The organism is Bacillus cereus group sp. BfR-BA-01331 (genome assembly GCF_022663915.1).
Classification (GTDB): Bacteria; Bacillota; Bacilli; order Bacillales; family Bacillaceae_G; genus Bacillus_A; species Bacillus_A mycoides.
Map to the genome: position 1 here is coordinate 18,909 of NZ_JAKUGJ010000001.1, position 16,753 is coordinate 35,661.

Genomic DNA, 16,753 nt, shown 5'->3' on the forward strand with positions numbered 1-16,753 from the left:
ATACGAAATTATATATGCAGGAGGGAAAATCTATGGCTCGTAAAGTATTAGTAATGGGTGAAGTTCGTGATGGATCGCTACGCAACGTTTCGTTTGAAGCGGTAGCAGCAGCAAAAACAATTGCAGAAGGCGGTGAAGTGGTAGGTCTTCTAGTTGGAGACAGCGTTGCCTCTTTTGCAAATGAATTGATTCATTACGGTGCAGATCGCGTTGTGACAGTTGAAAATGATAAATTAAAATCATATACGTCTGATGGTTATGCGCAAGCGTTCTTAGCTGTATATGCTGAAGAAAATCCAGAAGGTATTGTATTTGGACATACAGCACTTGGTAAAGATTTATCACCAAAATTAGCAGCGAAGCTTGAAGCTGGTTTAGTTTCTGACGTAACTGCTTTAGAAGTTGAAGGTGGAAATGTTATCTTCACTCGTCCAATTTACTCTGGTAAAGCGTTCGAGAAGAAGATTGTAACAGATGGTATATTATTTGCGACAGTGCGTCCAAATAACATTGCAACTCTTGAAAAAGACGAGTCTCGCAGTGGTGACGTGTCTTCTATTACAGTTGATGTGAAAGATTTACGTACAATCATTCAAGATGTTGTCCGTAAAACTGCAGAGGGTGTTGATCTTTCTGAAGCGAAAGTCATTATAGCTGGCGGACGTGGTGTGAAGAGTGAAGAAGGATTTAAACCGTTAAAAGAATTAGCTGACGTACTAGGCGGCGCTGTTGGAGCATCTCGTGGTGCTTGTGATGCAGAGTACTGTGATTATTCATTACAAATTGGTCAAACAGGTAAAGTTGTTACACCAGACCTATACATTGCATGCGGAATTTCTGGTGCGATTCAGCATTTAGCTGGTATGTCTAATTCAAAAATAATTGTTGCGATTAATAAAGATCCAGAAGCAAGTATCTTCAAAGTAGCTGACTATGGTATTGTCGGAGATCTGTTTGAAGTATTACCTCTTTTAACAGAAGAGTTTAAAAAGTTAAAAGTACATTCATGATTTGAGTACCCTTGAGTTCCAAGTGAAGTACCCCTATATATAGAAAAAGGTGAGAGATCCCCTGTCTCTCATCTTTTTAGTATTTCATCCATATTTTTATATAGTATAAAGGAACATTTTTTTGTTACAATACATAACGATACATAATATTCGCCACGTATAAAAGTTAATGATATACTCTTGGTAGAATATACTTGAAGGAGGAAATAAAATGGCAATTATAAATGCAAATGACCAAAGCTTCGCAGCTGAAACTAGCGAAGGTGTTGTACTATTAGATTTCTGGGCGCCTTGGTGCGGACCTTGTAAAATGATCGCTCCTGTATTAGAGGAAATCGATTCAGAGTTAGGCGAGAAAGTAAAAGTAGTAAAAGTTGACGTTGATGAAAACCAAGAAACTGCGCGTCAATTCGAAGTAATGAGCATTCCAGCTCTTTTCGTATTAAAAGACGGTAAAGTGGTTGATCAAGCGTTAGGATATAAACCGAAAGAAGCGTTAGTAGAATTAGTTTCTAAACACTTCTAAAATAAAAAAAGCTACCATTTGGTAGCTTTTTTTATTTTCTTTTTTACAACCTTTCCGTTACAATAAAAGAACGTATGTTGGGTGTTTTGGCATAGTATGTTTTTATGTGAAAATAAAAATGATAAGCATGTAGAAATGGAGGGAGACGAGTGCACGAGCATTTAAAAGAGAAGTTAGCAATTTTGCCCGATCAACCTGGTTGTTATTTAATGAAGGATAAGCAGGGAACGGTTATATATGTCGGAAAAGCAAAGGTACTCAAAAATCGTGTGCGCTCGTACTTTACTGGTTCGCATGATGGGAAAACACTTCGGCTTGTTGGAGAAATTGTTGATTTTGAATATATTGTGACTTCCTCAAATTTGGAGGCTCTTATTTTAGAGTTAAATTTAATAAAAAAATATGATCCAAAATATAATATTCAATTAAAAGATGATAAAACATATCCTTTCATTAAAATTACAGCTGAAAAACAGCCGCGCTTACTCATTACGCGAAATGTAAAAAAGGATAAAGGAAAGTACTTTGGGCCTTATCCAAATGCGCAATCGGCACATGAAACAAAGAAATTATTAGATCGTATGTATCCACTTCGTAAATGTTCAAATATGCCAGATAAAGTTTGCTTGTATTATCATATGGGTCAATGTTTAGCACCTTGTGTGAAAGAAGTAACGGATGAGCAAAACAAAGAAATTGTTGATGAAATTATTAAATTCTTAAACGGTGGGCATAAAGAAATTCGTTCAGAATTAGAAACGAAGATGTATGAGGCTTCAGAAAAGCTAGAATTTGAACGGGCGAAAGAGTTGCGAGATCAAATTGCTCATATTGATGCAATTATGGAAAAGCAAAAGATGATTATGAGTGATTTAGTGGATCGTGATGTGTTTGGATATGCAGTTGATAAAGGGTGGATGTGTGTTCAAGTTTTCTTCGTTCGAAAAGGAAAGCTAATTGAACGTGATGTTTCTATGTTCCCGATTTATGATGAACCAGAAGAGGGATTTTTAACTTTTATCGGTCAATTTTATGAAAACAGTAGTCATTTCAAGCCGAAGGAAATTGTTGTTCCAGGAAGTATAGATTCAGAATTAGTAGAGCGCTTTTTAGAAGTTGAAGCGACACAGCCGAAGCGTGGGAAGAAAAAAGATCTTGTGGAATTAGCAAATAAAAATGCAAAAATTGCACTAGAAGAGAAATTTCACTTAATTGAACGTGATGAAGAACGGACGATTAAAGCTGTTGATAATCTCGGGAGGCAACTAGGGATTGAAACACCATATCGTATTGAAGCGTTTGATAATTCGAATATTCAAGGAACAAATCCTGTTTCAGCAATGATTGCTTTTATCGATGGGAAACCAGCGAAGAAAGAATATCGGAAATATAAAATTAAAACGGTTCAAGGTCCTGATGATTACGAGTCTATGAGGGAAGTTGTAAGACGTCGTTATACGAGGGCGCTTAAAGAAAATTTACCTTTACCAGATTTAATCATTATTGATGGTGGAAAAGGCCATCTGGCCGCTACAAGTGATGTTCTGGAGAATGAACTCGGATTATATATTCCAATGGCAGGGCTTGTAAAAGATGACAAGCATAAAACATCACATTTAATTATTGGAGATCCGCCTGAACCTGTGATGCTTGAGAGGAATAGCCAAGAATTTTATTTATTGCAACGCATTCAAGATGAAGTGCATAGATTTGCAATTACATTCCATCGCCAGTTGCACGGGAAATCGGTCATTCAATCAGCATTGGATGATATTCCAGGAATCGGTGATAAACGAAAAAAGGTATTGTTAAAACATTTTGGCTCGTTAAAAAAGATGAAAGAAGCTTCCATAGCTGAATTTGTCGAAGCAGGTATGCCGAAAAATGTTGCAGAGATGATATATACTTATTTAACAGATAAGAAGACGTTGTAGTTTACAACGTCTTCTGTTTTTTGGTATAATTTCTGAAGATTTAAAATAAACTCACCTGAATGAATATACAAAAAAGTCAACTAAACTTATATGTCTAGTTGACTGTAAGTAGATGCTACACTTCAATGAGATCTTTTATATCCCATTTAACAAGAAATGTAATAGAGTCTGAACGTTTTTTCTGTTCCTCATAGGACTCTGCAACGACGTTTCTTTGTCTTTGAATTTGCTCGGCGATAAATCCAGCTTCTAATTGATAAGATGAATGTCTTTTTTGTTTTTGACGCTCAGTAATAAGTGTACCTTTAAGTTGAAACTGCATTTCACGACGTTTATGTTCAATGATGCTTAAAGTGCCCCAACCAGCTTTTTCAAAAAACTGAATGACTTCTTCAATTGTTTCTAGCGGATATTTTCTCCCAAGGTTTCTACCGGCCCAGTATAAAATACCATCTAAATCGTTACCAATTAAATCAGGTAGTAATTCTTCACGTAGCAATTCATAAGCGAAGGCGTTCAATGAAACATCTTCTAAAGATGTTATATCGATTGTATTTTTGCTCACAATATTCCCCTCTTTCTATAGGGATTATTATATAACATTTTTCATTTATAAAAACAGATTTTTCTTTGGGTAAATCTGAATATATAAGAAAAAAAAAGAATTGGCAAATTATATGCAAATTATGTATACGTTTTCTTGACGCTTCGACAAAAATAGGGGTAAAATGAACTTGGAATCAAATTATGCTGAAATATTTTGAATAATTTTTTCAGTTTTTCTTATGCCAATAGTGAAAAAACATTATTGTTGTAAATTAATCTGAAAACAGCAGTCAAACATTCAAGGGGGTAATGGGGACATGAAAGGCCGCGAGTATACGTTTCGTAAGTGGCACTCATTAATGGGGGTCATCCCGGTTGGTGTCTTTTTGACGCAACATTTAATTGTAAACAACTTTGCAACAAGAGGAGCAGAGGCTTTTAACAAAGCTGCAGGCTTTATGGAGCTCCTTCCATTCCGGTATGCGCTAGAAATTTTCATCATCTTTTTACCTATACTGTACCATGCTATATATGGCTTATATATTGCATTTACAGCTAAGAACAATGCGGTATCTTACGGCTATTTCCGTAACTGGATGTTCGTCTTCCAACGAATTTCAGGTATCGTTACGCTGATCTTCATTTCTTGGCACGTCTGGGAAACTCGTATTCAAGCATTGTTAGGTAAAGAGGTAAACTATGATATGATGGCAGATATTTTAAACAACCCATTTATGTTTGGTTTCTATTTAGTTGGTGTTGTTTCAACAATTTTCCACTTTGCAAATGGACTATGGACATTCTGCATAAGCTGGGGAATTACAGTATCTCCACGTTCACAAAGAATCTCTACTTATGTAACATTAGCTATTTTCTTAGGTCTATCTTATGTAGGTGTGAGTGCATTATTAGCGTTCATCGATCCACAGCTAGCAAACCAGTAAGGAGTGGGAGAGCATGAAAGGGAAACTTATAGTAGTCGGCGGTGGCTTGGCCGGCTTAATGGCAACGATTAAAGCGGCAGAAGCAGGAGTAAATGTTGAACTATTTTCTTTAGTACCAGTAAAACGTTCACATTCTGTATGTGCCCAAGGTGGAATTAACGGTGCCGTAAATACAAAAGGTGAAGGGGATTCTCCATGGATCCACTTTGACGATACAATTTATGGTGGGGACTTCTTAGCGAACCAACCACCAGTTAAAGCGATGTGTGATGCAGCACCTGGTATTATTCATTTAATGGACCGCATGGGTGTTATGTTCAACCGTACGGAAGAAGGACTTCTGGATTTCCGTCGTTTCGGTGGAACACAACATCACCGTACAGCATTTGCTGGCGCAACAACTGGTCAACAATTACTATATGCATTAGATGAGCAAGTACGTCGTCATGAAGTAGCAGGACTTGTAACGAAATATGAAGGTTGGGATTTCTTACGAGCTGTTGTAGATGATGAAGGTGTGTGCCGAGGAATCGTCGCGCAAGACTTACAAACTATGGAGATAAAAAGTTTCCAAGCTGATGCCGTGATTATGGCAACAGGGGGCCCTGGTATCATCTTTGGGAAATCAACAAACTCTATTATTAATACAGGTACAGCAGCGTCTGCTGTATATCAACAAGGTGCATATTATGCGAACGGTGAGTTCATTCAAATTCATCCAACGGCAATTCCTGGAGACGATAAGTTACGTCTTATGAGTGAATCTGCACGTGGTGAAGGTGGACGTGTTTGGACGTATAAAGATGGTAAGCCATGGTACTTCTTAGAAGAAAAATATCCAGCTTACGGAAACCTTGTACCTCGTGATATTGCAACGCGTGAAATCTTTGATGTTTGCGTAGAGCAAAAACTAGGTATTAACGGTGAAAACATGGTGTACTTAGATCTTTCTCATAAAGATCCGAAAGAACTAGATATTAAACTTGGTGGAATTATTGAAATCTATGAGAAATTTACAGGTGATGATCCTCGTAAACTACCAATGAAAATCTTCCCAGCAGTTCACTATTCAATGGGCGGATTATGGGTTGATTATAAGCAAATGACAAGTATTCCAGGTTTATTTGCAGCAGGTGAGTGTGATTATTCTATGCACGGTGGTAACCGCCTTGGTGCGAACTCATTATTATCAGCAATTTACGGTGGTATGGTAGCAGGACCGAACGCAATTGAGTATATGAAAGGTCTTGCTAAATCATCTGATGCTGTTTCATCTACTGTATATGAGCAAAATGAATTAATCGAAACAGAGAAATTTAACAATATTTTAATGCTTGATGGTAACGAAAATGCATATGTTCTTCATAAAGAGCTTGGAGAATGGATGACAGATAACGTTACAGTAGTTCGTGAAAATAAAAAGTTACTAGAAACTGATGCGAAAATTGAAGAGTTAATGGCGCGTTACAAACGCATTAACATTAACGATACAGCAAGATGGAGTAACCAGGGTGCTTCATTTACACGCCAACTTGCAAATATGTTCGAGTTAGCACGTGTTATTACAATTGGCGCATATAACCGTAATGAAAGCCGCGGAGCGCATTACAAACCAGAATTCCCAAATCGTGATGATGCAAACTTCTTAAAAACTACGATGGCGAAATTTGAGGGAGAAGGAAAGGCACCAGCATTCCATTACGAAGAAGTGGATGTTTCATTAATTAAACCACGTAAACGTGACTATTCCTCAAAACATGATGTAGCTGCTAAGGGTGAAGAGAAGGGGGATAAACAACATGTCTGAGAAAACAATCCGCCTCATCATTACGAGACAAGATGGCCCAGATGCACAAGAGTTTGACCAAGAGTTTGAAATTCCATATCGTCCTAATATGAATATTATTTCGGCGCTTATGGAAATTCGCCGTAATCCTGTCGACTCAAAAGGGAACCAAACAACTCCGATCGCATGGGATATGAACTGCTTAGAGGAAGTATGTGGAGCATGTTCGATGGTGATTAACGGAAAACCACGTCAATCATGTACAGCCCTTATTGACCAGTTAGAGCAACCAATTCGCTTAAAGCCGATGAAGACATTCCCGATTGTACGTGATTTACAAGTTGACCGTAGCCGTATGTTTAACGCGTTAAAACGTGTTAAAGCTTGGATTCCAATCGACGGTACGTACGACCTAGGACCAGGTCCAAGAATGCCAGAGAAAAAGCGTCAATGGGCATATGAACTTTCGAAATGTATGACATGTGGTGTTTGCTTAGAGTCATGTCCGAACGTAAACAGTAAGTCTGACTTTATTGGACCAGCACCGCTTTCACAAGCGCGTTTATTTAACTCGCATCCAACTGGTGAAATGCATAAAGCAGATCGCTTACGTGCAATTATGGGTGATGGAGGACTTGCAAACTGTGGTAACTCTCAAAACTGTGTGCAATCATGTCCGAAAGGTATTCCATTAACAACTTCAATTGCAGCATTAAACCGTGATACAACAATTCAATCGTTCAAAGATTTCTTTGGTAGCGACAATAACTATTAATAAATATTGCCTCTTCATGTTGAAGAGGCAATATTTATAACTTTATATTTCTGTTTATTCTGTTTATTATGTTTATCCCGCATTAACGGGCAGTAAAACTCCCACCTCAAAATTCAGGTGGAGCAAAGAAGCTGGGTGGGAGATCAACTGCCCGTAAACCCCCACTGATTAAAGTTTCACTTTATTTTAAGGGCGAAAAGGAGAGGGAACGATGAAGAGAATTTCTTATATTGAAGACTTTGAGCAATGGGAAAGTGGTTTTTCATTTTATAATCCTGTCAAAGTTCGTTTTGGTGAAGTAGATATGTTTGGACATGTAAATAATGTCGTTGCTTTTACATATTTTGAAGAAGCGCGTATCGCATTGTTTAAAGAACTCGGATTTATGCAAGAATGGACACATGAATCATCAGAAACGATGATAGTCGTCGCAGATCTACAATGCAATTTTATTAAACAAATTTATTTTGATGAGCAGTTGAAAGTATATGTAAAGGCGGGAGCGGTTGGGAATTCCTCTTTAGATTTACACTATATGGTCAAAAATGCAGAAGGAGAAGTTTGTTTAGTTGGACGCGGTATGATGGTCCAAGCATCGAAAAAAACTGGAAGAGGCGAACCGTGGCCTGAGGAATGGAAGAAATTATTACAATAATAGAATAAAAGAAAAAATAAGAGAGCGATTCGCTCTCTTATTTTTTGTCCTTCGTTGCCTCTTCTAATGTTAGATGGTGCTTATATATGTATGTGGCATATGGATTGCCAACGTAGCGTAAGTGCCACGGTTCGTATGAATACTCTGTTGTCTCTGTTTTATCCTCTAAATAACGAATTACAAATCCGAACTCATGGGCATGTTCTGCAACCCATTTTCCTTCTGCTGTCTCTCCGAAAATTGGTTCTAATTGGAATTTGGCGGATTTTGAGCTAATATCCATTGCTAGACCAGTTTGATGCTCACTTGTTCCAGGAATTGCACTTACCGAATCAGCCTCAGCTTTTCCTTGGCGTTTAATATATGTATTATGTAATGACTGTTGGCGTTTGTAAGAACGGTAACCTGAAACTGCTGTAAGTTCTAAACCTTCTTTTTTCGCTGCTTGGAACATTTTTTCAAGAGCGTCTGCAGCATCTTTGCGAAGTAATGTTTTCTCTTTATCTTTTGGACTAGTAAATGGTACGTTCGGTTTCGTTAAATCTTCTGGAATGTACCCATCTGGTAATTTACGATGTTTATTGACTAATACAAGAGCAGAATCTGGGTTTGTTACAACGGAAAAATTATCATCTAGTTTCTTTGCATTATGATCAGCTTTTGGGAAAGCAGGAATCTCTTCTTTTGGATGGTTACTATGTTTTTGATTTTCGACAGCTTTCGCCTCGTTTTGCAGTGGTGATTTAGGACCAAAGTAAGCGAAAGATGTGATACCGATTACAATAGTAGCGGCAGAAATAATTATTATCTTTTTCATGATACCTTGTAATCACTGTCCTTTCTTAATAAAATATGTATCGGTTTTATTATAAGTCTAGCTTATTGAAAAAGAAATATAAGAGTCGTAACGTAATAGAAATGCAAAGAAAATGTCAGAAAATGTGTGAAAATGTAGTATTTTTTCATATAATTCATTTCTTATCTTTCATGAAGTTCATTTTTTATGTAATATATGTATATAAGAAGATGTAACGATTATCGAGAATAAAAGACCTCTTGTATAGACTAGGAGTGAATGGGAATGGATTTTGCAACAATTATTGGAATCATTTTAGGGGTATTAGCGGTAGTCGTAGGGATGGTCGTCAAGGGCGCTGACATAACAGCCTTACTAAATCCTGCCGCAGCACTAATTATTTTCGTCGGTACATTTGCTGCAGTGTGTATTGCATTTCCGATGAATCAACTAAAAAGAGTTCCAAAATTATTTAAAGTTCTTTTTGGTTCAAATAAAAAAGATTTAAGTTATGAACAATTGCTAGAATTATTTGTTCATTGGACATCTGAGAGTAGAAAATACGGTATTTTGTCTTTAGAGCAACAATTAGATGAAATTGAAGATGAATTTCTTTTGCGTGGTATGAAATTTGTTATTGATGGCGTATCTGCGGAAGATTTAGAACAAATTTTAGAAGCCGAATTAGAAGCAATTGAAGAGAGGCATGCAAAAGGAGCTGCTATTTTCTCACAAGCAGGTACATATGCACCTACATTAGGGGTTTTAGGTGCTGTTATTGGTCTTGTAGCTGCTCTTGGTAATTTAACTGATATTGACAAGTTAGGACATGCTATTTCGGGTGCGTTTATTGCAACGATTTTCGGTATTTTTTCAGGTTACGTATTATGGCATCCATTTGCAAACAAATTGAAGCAAAAGTCTGCTGCTGAATTAGAGAAGAAACGTTTAATTATTGATTGTTTATTAATGTTACAAGAAGGTACATATCCATTTATTATGAAAAATCGCATTTTAGGTGCGCTTTCTGCAACTGAGCGTAAAAAGCTAGAAAAAGGAGCAGAAAAAAATGCGGAGTAAGAAAAATAGAAGAGGTAAAAAGAAAAAACATGATGAGCATATCGATGAAACTTGGTTAATTCCATATTCTGATATGTTAACGTTGTTATTTGCATTGTTCATCGTTTTATTCGCAATGAGTAGTATAGATGCTGCGAAGTTTAAACAGATGGCAGTTGCTTTTCGAAGTGAGTTAGCCGGTGGAACAGGAAATAAAGAATTTTTAAGCGATCAAAAACCAAATGAGGAAAAAGAATTATCAGCAAATAGCCTTGAGGCAGAACAAGCAAAAAAACAAGCGGAAGATAGAGCTAAAGAAAAAAAAGAAATGGATGAGTTGAAAGCATTACAAAAAAAGATTGATCAATATATTAATGAGAAACAACTATCCTCTTCTTTTCAAACTAAGTTAACTGAAAAAGGATTAATGTTAACGATATTAGAAAATGTACTATTTGATTCAGGGAAAGCAGATGTGAAGTTGGAATCGTTAGGGATTGCAAAAGAGATGTCTAACCTACTTGTTTCAGCATCACCTCGTGAAATTACAGTGTCGGGTCATACAGATACGGTTCCTATCGCAAATGCTCAGTTTGCATCAAACTGGGAGTTAAGTACACAGCGTGCAGTTAATTTCATGCAGGTGTTACTCCAAAATAAAGAATTGCAACCAGAAAAATTTAGTGCAATTGGTTACGGAGAATACCGTTCAATTGCACCAAATGATACACCAGAAGGAAAATCAAAAAATAGACGTGTAGAAGTATTTATTTTACCTTTAACAAGAAATATGCAATAAAAGAGGATGGCGAAAGCCATCCTCTTTGTTATTTTGCATCAAATGATTTTAAATTGTTACGACGAATTTTATCTTTTTCTGCATCTGATTTTTTGAAATCATAGTCATATAAAGCGCCTTCCCAATCGCCATACATCGGATTAGGGAAAATGATGAATTTCTCACCAAATTGTGCTTTTGAATCTGCGACTGTTTGATTGCGATCTTTTACAGATTTTCCATCAAAACCAGTGAAGTCAGATAAGTTGTCACCGAAAAATAGGACGATGTCATGTGTTTGAGAAACAAGTTCACGACGTTTTTCTTTCCCTTTTTCTTTCGGATCTTGTAATAAGATATGCTCTTTTGTTGCTTGAGGAGCCCCTACGCGCTCAAGGTTTTTAATAGTTGCATCTAGTTGATTCGTTTTGCGATTTGAGATGTAGTAAATATCTACACCTTTAGACTCTGTATATTTTAAGAAATCAATCGCGCCTGGAAGAGCTTCAGCTTCAGCTTTATTAATCCAATCGTCCCATTTATAAGGATAGCCTTTTCCTGTTTTTACGCTCATTGCTTGATGAGGACTGTTATCTAAAACAGTTTCATCTAAATCAAGTACGATAGCAGGTTTTTTGCCTGTCCCTTTTGCAAGAGCTGCATCAAGCTTAAATTGACCAATATTGTATCCTTGGTAGTATAGTGCTTTCGTTTCGCCAGCTGTTTGATACCATAAATCAGCCATTAATTGCTGGTCTGTTAATTTTACTTTTTCTTCTTTCGCCACTGTTTTCTCAGCTGTTCCTGAACATGCTACAAGCGATGTGGAAAGAACGGCTACAGATAATAAAGTGGTAATACCCCTCTTCATCTTCATATGTATCCTCCTTGATGTTAGTAAATCATTTAATATTATATATTAAAATATAATGCTTTTTATATTTTTTTTTATGAACATTTGCATATTGTCTTTTGTATATGTAGTAGTTTGTCCTATATTAGAAAGATGGGTTAAATAATAATAATTATTTTGACAAGTTTTATTGTCGTAATGACAATTATAATTGACAAAAACAGGATTTTTATTTACAATTTTAACTAAATGAAACAAATGATGGGTTAGGTGTAGTGATACATATAAGAGAATGAAATATAGTACTATATTTTATTCTGAACAATCATAGGCTTTAACAGAAGGTACGAATGATACTAAAGGGGAGGCTTTATACATTGAGTTTACAAATTCAAAACTTAACAAAAATATTCGGAGAATCTAAAGCGGTTAATGGTTTGCAAATCTCGTTACCGAAAGGTGAAGTGTTAGGGTTACTTGGCCGAAATGGTGCAGGGAAAACAACGACAATTAAAATGTTACTAGGTTTATTAACGCCAAATGAAGGTTCTATTACGTGGGATGGAAAATCATTTGGTGATAGCGGGGTAACAATTGGATATTTACCAGAAGAAAGAGGATTATATACAAAAAGTAGAGTAATAGATCAGTTGCGATATTTTGGCAGATTAGAAGGAATGACGAAAAAAGAAGTGGATCTTGCAATTGATCACTGGTTAGAACGCTTAGCAATTCCAGAATATAAATTTAAAACGGCGGGAGAACTTTCGAAAGGGAATCAGCAAAAAATTCAATTGATTGCTGCTCTTCTTCATGATCCAGAACTTCTTATTTTAGATGAACCATTTAGCGGACTTGATCCAGTTAATGCGGGAATGTTAGCTAATATTATTGGAGAACAAGTACAGAGTGGAAAGACAATTATTTTATCAAGTCATCGTATGGAGCAAGTAGAGGCTTTTTGCCAACATGTATGTATTTTGAAAAAAGGCGAAGCGGTTGTAGAAGGACAGTTAAGTGATATTAAGAAAGAATACGGTTTTCGTAATTTAACGATTGAAGATACAGTAGAGAATGAAAAGGGATTAGAAGCTATACACGTTCCGTATGAAAAACAACAAGGCCTTCTTTATGTAAAAGTACAAGGCGATGCAGAAGCTCTAAAGATTTTGCAACAGTTGCAAGAGCAAGGTATTAGCTTACGACAATTTAAAATGTTAGAGCCGACGTTAAACGAAATCTTTGTAGAGAGGGCGAAATAAAGATGCGTAAATTTTCTCATGTATTTTCATTTTATTTTAAGGAAGCGTTTTTATCTAAAAAATCATTAATTACGAGTGCGATTTTATTTTTAGTTGTGTTTGGGATTTTTGCATTTAATCATTTTACTTCAGGCGATGATAAAAATAAGGATAAAGATAAAATTGCAGTTGTAGTAGAGAGTTCCACATACAAAGTACAAAAAGAAGAGCTAAATAAGCTATTGCCATCAGCAAAAATAACGGTCGGTTCAAAGGATGATTTTGATAAACTGCATAAGCAAGTAGAAGAGGGAGATTTAGATGGTCTATTCCATGTGACGGAAAAGGATGGAGTTCCAGAAGTTACGTATATGTTTAATAAGTTACCTAGTGAAACAACTTCTACAATTATAGCTAGTTATTTAAAAGCGCAATATACGGCGGTAACAATTGCTAAACATAATGTTTCACCGGAAATTGCACAGCAATTGCAAACCGAAATTTCTGTGAAACAAGAAGCGATAAAAGATCGTTCTGCTTCCGCAGGAATCGCATATTTCTTTACATTTGCTTTGTATATGTTTATTATCATGTTCGGAAGTACAATTGCGATGAATATTGCTTCTGAAAAAGCTTCTCGCGTTATGGAAGTTATGATTCCGAAAGTAAAACCACTTACGATGATGTATGCGAAAATTTTAGCGGTTGTTTCAACGGCGTTATTACAACTTGCCATATTGGCATGTGGTTACTTGGTTCCTTGGTTACTAGGATGGGTAGATTTAGAAAATGGTTCATTATTTGGAGCGCCAATTGATTTTACAAAGATAGATGCACAAGTTATCGGTATGTTCCTTATTTATTTTGTTACAGGATATTTCCTTTATGCGATGATGTATGCGGCTGCTGGAGCGGTTGTCTCTAGGACTGAGGATTTACAAGGTGTTATATTGCCAGTATCGATTTTAATAATGGCCGCGTTCTTTATAAGTATTAAATCGCTAGGTGATCCAAATAGTACTGTTGTTGTTGTAAGTTCTTACGTTCCATTCTTCAGCCCGATGATCACATTCTCACGCTTTGTAGCTGGTGAAGCTGGTATGTTAGAAATTACGATAACAATGGCGGTTCTTTTAACAACAATCGGTATATTAAGTGCTGTTACAAGCCGCATTTACGTAAACGGTGTAATGAATTACTCTGATAAAGTGAAGTTTAAAGATTTGGCGAAATTTATAAAGCGTCAATAATAGAGGGAAAGCATGATTTTCTAATGGAATCATGCTTTTTCTTTACCCCGCATTAACGGGCAGTAAAACTCCCATCTCAAAATTCAGCTGGAGCAAAGAAGTTAGATGGGAGATCAACTGCCCGTAAACGCCCGATTGGTTCAACTAATAATCAGTGGGGGATGAACAAAACCCCCACTGATTAAAGTTTCACTTTATGTATAAATTAAAAATAGTATATAATAATAAGAGTTGTCTTTTAATAGAATGAATAAAAAGGAGGGTGTGCAGATGGGAATTAGTAGTCGTTTTACAGTAGGTGTTCATATGTTAACGTTACTTGCAATAGATCGAAACTCTCGCTGTACCTCTGAATGGATTGCTGGTAGTGTGAATACAAATCCAGTTGTGATTCGTCGCATTACAGGAATGTTGAAGAGAGCAGGACTTGTTGATGTACAAGCCGGTAAAGGTGGTACGACACTTGCTCGTGATTTAGATGAAATTACATTACTTGATGTATATAAAGCTGTGGAAGTTGTAGAAGAAGGACATCTATTTTCTTTCCATGAAAATCCCAACATTGAATGTCCAGTAGGAGCTAATATTCAATCGGTATTAGAGATTGTTTTAATACAATCGCAAGAAGCGATGGAAAACGTACTTGCAAATGTAACGGTGCAGCAATTAGTTACAAATTTAAAGTCGAAAATTAAAGAATAAAAAAAGCGAGCTTCCTCATGATGAGGGCTCGCCTTTTTTTATTCGGAAATATTGAAAATTCTATTTTTCAGTATTTAAAATAAACTTTCCTACAACAGCTGCTACGATACCACCAAAAATTGGGGCAACGATGAACACCCATAGTTGAGAAATTGCTTCTCCGCCAGCGAATAGAGCTGGTGCGATACTACGAGCTGGGTTAACAGATGTTCCAGTTAACGGAATACCTAATAAGTGAATTAATACTAATGTGAAACCAATTACTAGTCCAGCTAAAGAAGAACTTCCTTTTTTACCTGTTACAGCAACGATAACTAAAACAAATACGAAAGTTAAAATGAATTCAACTAAAAATGCTCCAGATAAACCAAGAGTTCCAAAACTATTTTGTCCTAAATTATCTAAAGGTAATTTAGCAGATCGTAAAATTGTTACTAACGTTGCAGTTCCTAATAAACCACCTAAAATTTGAGCTAATAAATAATAGCTAAGTTCCATAGCGTTCATTCTTTTGTTGATGAACATAGCGATTGATACTGCTGGGTTAATATGACATCCAGAAATTGTTCCAATGCTATATGCCATAGCCACGATAGATAATCCGAAAGCCATAGCGATACCTAATGTTCCGATTCCTTCAATTCCGCCACCAATGACAGCTACTCCAGTTCCGAATAATACAAGTACAAATGTACCAATAAATTCAGCAATTGCTTTTTTTAACATAATTTACCTCCTATTAATGCACATGAAACGTATTATAACATAGGTTTTAGTATAAACAGCTAATGAAATACTATTCTGATAAGGCGAAATAGGGAGATAATAAAAATAGATATGGTTCTATGAAGAAGAACCATATCTATTTTTATGCTGATTTTTTTTGTTTAATGACTGGAACAGAACGGTTTAAAACACTATTTACGATCATTCCTAGCATGATAATAATCATCCCAATCAGTGACAGTCCGCTAGGGAATGAACCATTTAAGAAAATAATCTCACCAAGCACAGTGAAGACCATCGTTCCAGCTTGTGTTGCTTCAACAGCTCCAAGTAAAGCAAGATTGTTTTTTGCTAAGTCAGTAGCAAAGAAAAATGTCATCGTCGCAATAACTCCGGAACATAATGCTAACAAAAATCCTTGCATCATTTGACTTGATGATGGAATACCGGTAGTGGAAAATCCGTATATACCAAGTAGGATTGTAATAGGGAGACTTCCGATTGCCATTCCTAATACACGTTGGAATGTATCAAGACGCCCACCAACAAGTTCCATCATTTTTCGGTTACCGAACGGATATAAGAAAGCCGCTAATACGACAGGTAAAAATCCCGAGATGAACTGAGTCATTGTAATATGACCCGCTGCAGTCGCTTGCATACAAATTACACCAAGTAAAATAAATAATGCTACATATAAACTGCGAAGTGGAATTTTTCCACGTACAAGTTTTGTACCTGATTTCGTTTCTATTTTAACGAAAAATAATGGTGATAGTAGTAAACCTGCTAATATCGTAACTTGCCAAGTTCCAGCAACGAGCCAAGCTGGAGAAAAAACAGCTGCGAAACTTAATAAAGAATAGAAGCCGATGCCAGCGACCGAGCCCCACCCGATCCATACAAATGGATGTTTTTTTAATTCTGCCCATAAAGCTCCTAAGTTTTTGCGAAATAAAACGATAAGGAATAAAATAGGGAGAGCAAATAGAAAACGGAAGGAAGCAGTCCAAGCCCAGCTTGTTCCAGATACATTCATTGCTCTGTTAATAATAAAGGTTGCAGAAAAAAAGGCCGATGATAAAAGACCTAGTAATATTGCGCGCATGAAATATGGCACTCCTTTCGGAATTGAGTATTTATGTATAGTATAATATACTTAAAATAAATAA

The 16,753-nt window shown here is 36.3% G+C and carries 17 protein-coding genes; 12 read left to right on the forward strand and 5 right to left on the reverse strand.

What is annotated here, in order from left to right:
• Positions 1–32 precede the first annotated feature (32 nt).
• The 3 genes from etfA to uvrC all read left to right on the forward strand — a co-directional run bounded on the left by etfA (position 33) and on the right by uvrC (position 3,470).
• Positions 33–1,010, forward strand: a complete 978-nt coding sequence (gene etfA / locus MR155_RS00090) for an electron transfer flavoprotein subunit alpha (RefSeq protein WP_016086063.1) — start codon at positions 33–35, stop codon at positions 1,008–1,010.
• 211 nt (positions 1,011–1,221) lie between these two features.
• Positions 1,222–1,536, forward strand: coding sequence for a thioredoxin (gene trxA, locus MR155_RS00095; RefSeq protein ID WP_000974757.1), 315 nt, complete (start codon positions 1,222–1,224; stop codon positions 1,534–1,536).
• 149 nt (positions 1,537–1,685) lie between these two features.
• The gene (gene uvrC / locus MR155_RS00100; protein WP_242307480.1) at positions 1,686–3,470 is read left to right on the forward strand and encodes an excinuclease ABC subunit C; all 1,785 of its coding nucleotides are present in this window, start codon (positions 1,686–1,688) and stop codon (positions 3,468–3,470) included.
• A gap of 115 nt (positions 3,471–3,585) precedes the next feature.
• Here uvrC and MR155_RS00105 read toward each other — a convergent pair whose 3' ends face one another.
• Positions 3,586–4,035, reverse strand: a complete 450-nt coding sequence (locus MR155_RS00105) for a YslB family protein (RefSeq protein ID WP_219303619.1) — start codon at positions 4,033–4,035, stop codon at positions 3,586–3,588.
• Between the two features lie 298 nt (positions 4,036–4,333).
• Here MR155_RS00105 and sdhC point away from each other — a divergent pair, with 298 nt between their 5' ends.
• The 4 genes from sdhC to MR155_RS00125 all read left to right on the forward strand — a co-directional run bounded on the left by sdhC (position 4,334) and on the right by MR155_RS00125 (position 8,176).
• Entirely contained in the window at positions 4,334–4,960 is a 627-nt protein-coding gene (gene sdhC, locus MR155_RS00110) for a succinate dehydrogenase cytochrome B558 (protein ID WP_002015407.1), read from the forward strand.
• A gap of 13 nt (positions 4,961–4,973) precedes the next feature.
• A complete protein-coding gene (gene sdhA, locus MR155_RS00115; protein WP_219303618.1) occupies positions 4,974–6,767 on the forward strand; it encodes a succinate dehydrogenase flavoprotein subunit in 1,794 nt (597 codons plus the stop codon).
• Complete coding sequence (sdhB, locus tag MR155_RS00120) at positions 6,760–7,521, forward strand: succinate dehydrogenase iron-sulfur subunit (RefSeq protein WP_002088861.1); 762 nt, start codon at positions 6,760–6,762, stop codon at positions 7,519–7,521. Before sdhA ends, sdhB begins: the two co-directional genes overlap by 8 nt.
• A gap of 211 nt (positions 7,522–7,732) precedes the next feature.
• Positions 7,733–8,176: an acyl-CoA thioesterase gene (locus MR155_RS00125; RefSeq protein WP_219303617.1), complete on the forward strand. Its 444-nt coding sequence runs from the start codon at positions 7,733–7,735 to the stop codon at positions 8,174–8,176.
• Positions 8,177–8,213: 37 nt separating this feature from the next.
• Here the strand turns inward: MR155_RS00125 and MR155_RS00130 are convergent, their stop codons facing one another.
• A complete protein-coding gene (locus MR155_RS00130; protein WP_219303616.1) occupies positions 8,214–8,993 on the reverse strand; it encodes a M15 family metallopeptidase in 780 nt (259 codons plus the stop codon).
• A 264-nt stretch (positions 8,994–9,257) separates the two neighbouring features.
• Here MR155_RS00130 and motA point away from each other — a divergent pair, with 264 nt between their 5' ends.
• Together motA and motB are read left to right on the forward strand one after the other, a co-directional pair.
• Entirely contained in the window at positions 9,258–10,052 is a 795-nt protein-coding gene (gene motA / locus MR155_RS00135) for a flagellar motor stator protein MotA (protein WP_219303615.1), read from the forward strand.
• Positions 10,042–10,830, forward strand: a complete 789-nt coding sequence (motB, locus tag MR155_RS00140) for a flagellar motor protein MotB (protein WP_219303614.1) — start codon at positions 10,042–10,044, stop codon at positions 10,828–10,830. The genes motA and motB overlap by 11 nt, the downstream gene beginning before the upstream one ends.
• Positions 10,831–10,858: 28 nt before the next feature.
• On the opposite strand, the gene MR155_RS00145 is transcribed toward motB, so the two are convergent.
• Positions 10,859–11,686 carry a 5'-nucleotidase, lipoprotein e(P4) family gene (locus MR155_RS00145; RefSeq protein WP_219303613.1) on the reverse strand — a complete coding sequence of 276 codons (828 nt, stop codon included), beginning with the start codon at positions 11,684–11,686 and terminating at the stop codon, positions 10,859–10,861.
• A 353-nt stretch (positions 11,687–12,039) separates the two neighbouring features.
• On the opposite strand from MR155_RS00145, the gene MR155_RS00150 reads away from it, so the two are divergent.
• From MR155_RS00150 to MR155_RS00160, 3 genes are all read left to right on the forward strand, one after another.
• Complete coding sequence (locus MR155_RS00150) at positions 12,040–12,924, forward strand: ABC transporter ATP-binding protein (RefSeq protein ID WP_002088851.1); 885 nt, start codon at positions 12,040–12,042, stop codon at positions 12,922–12,924.
• A 2-nt stretch (positions 12,925–12,926) separates the two neighbouring features.
• Positions 12,927–14,153 carry an ABC transporter permease gene (locus MR155_RS00155; protein WP_219303612.1) on the forward strand — a complete coding sequence of 409 codons (1,227 nt, stop codon included), beginning with the start codon at positions 12,927–12,929 and terminating at the stop codon, positions 14,151–14,153.
• A 270-nt stretch (positions 14,154–14,423) separates the two neighbouring features.
• Positions 14,424–14,855 carry an Rrf2 family transcriptional regulator gene (locus MR155_RS00160; protein ID WP_002112095.1) on the forward strand — a complete coding sequence of 144 codons (432 nt, stop codon included), beginning with the start codon at positions 14,424–14,426 and terminating at the stop codon, positions 14,853–14,855.
• A gap of 60 nt (positions 14,856–14,915) precedes the next feature.
• Here MR155_RS00160 and MR155_RS00165 read toward each other — a convergent pair whose 3' ends face one another.
• Both MR155_RS00165 and MR155_RS00170 read right to left on the reverse strand, forming a co-directional pair.
• Positions 14,916–15,581: an aquaporin gene (locus tag MR155_RS00165; RefSeq protein WP_002067333.1), complete on the reverse strand. Its 666-nt coding sequence runs from the start codon at positions 15,579–15,581 to the stop codon at positions 14,916–14,918.
• Between the two features lie 142 nt (positions 15,582–15,723).
• Positions 15,724–16,689 carry a DMT family transporter gene (locus MR155_RS00170; RefSeq protein ID WP_219303610.1) on the reverse strand — a complete coding sequence of 322 codons (966 nt, stop codon included), beginning with the start codon at positions 16,687–16,689 and terminating at the stop codon, positions 15,724–15,726.
• Positions 16,690–16,753 lie beyond the last annotated feature (64 nt).

Excerpts from the sequence above, each read along its gene's own strand:
- etfA (WP_016086063.1), top strand. The coding sequence starts at position 33 with ATGGCTCGTAAAGTATTAGTAATGGGTGAAGTTCGTGATGGATCGCTA.
- trxA (WP_000974757.1), top strand. The coding sequence starts at position 1,222 with ATGGCAATTATAAATGCAAATGACCAAAGCTTCGCAGCTGAAACTAGC.
- sdhC (WP_002015407.1), top strand. The coding sequence starts at position 4,334 with ATGAAAGGCCGCGAGTATACGTTTCGTAAGTGGCACTCATTAATGGGG.
- sdhA (WP_219303618.1), top strand. The coding sequence starts at position 4,974 with ATGAAAGGGAAACTTATAGTAGTCGGCGGTGGCTTGGCCGGCTTAATG.
- sdhB (WP_002088861.1), top strand. The coding sequence starts at position 6,760 with ATGTCTGAGAAAACAATCCGCCTCATCATTACGAGACAAGATGGCCCA.
- MR155_RS00125 (WP_219303617.1), top strand. The coding sequence starts at position 7,733 with ATGAAGAGAATTTCTTATATTGAAGACTTTGAGCAATGGGAAAGTGGT.
- MR155_RS00130 (WP_219303616.1), bottom strand. The coding sequence starts at position 8,993 with ATGAAAAAGATAATAATTATTTCTGCCGCTACTATTGTAATCGGTATC.
- motA (WP_219303615.1), top strand. The coding sequence starts at position 9,258 with ATGGATTTTGCAACAATTATTGGAATCATTTTAGGGGTATTAGCGGTA.
- motB (WP_219303614.1), top strand. The coding sequence starts at position 10,042 with ATGCGGAGTAAGAAAAATAGAAGAGGTAAAAAGAAAAAACATGATGAG.
- MR155_RS00145 (WP_219303613.1), bottom strand. The coding sequence starts at position 11,686 with ATGAAGATGAAGAGGGGTATTACCACTTTATTATCTGTAGCCGTTCTT.
- MR155_RS00155 (WP_219303612.1), top strand. The coding sequence starts at position 12,927 with ATGCGTAAATTTTCTCATGTATTTTCATTTTATTTTAAGGAAGCGTTT.
- MR155_RS00160 (WP_002112095.1), top strand. The coding sequence starts at position 14,424 with ATGGGAATTAGTAGTCGTTTTACAGTAGGTGTTCATATGTTAACGTTA.
- MR155_RS00165 (WP_002067333.1), bottom strand. The coding sequence starts at position 15,581 with ATGTTAAAAAAAGCAATTGCTGAATTTATTGGTACATTTGTACTTGTA.
- MR155_RS00170 (WP_219303610.1), bottom strand. The coding sequence starts at position 16,689 with ATGCGCGCAATATTACTAGGTCTTTTATCATCGGCCTTTTTTTCTGCA.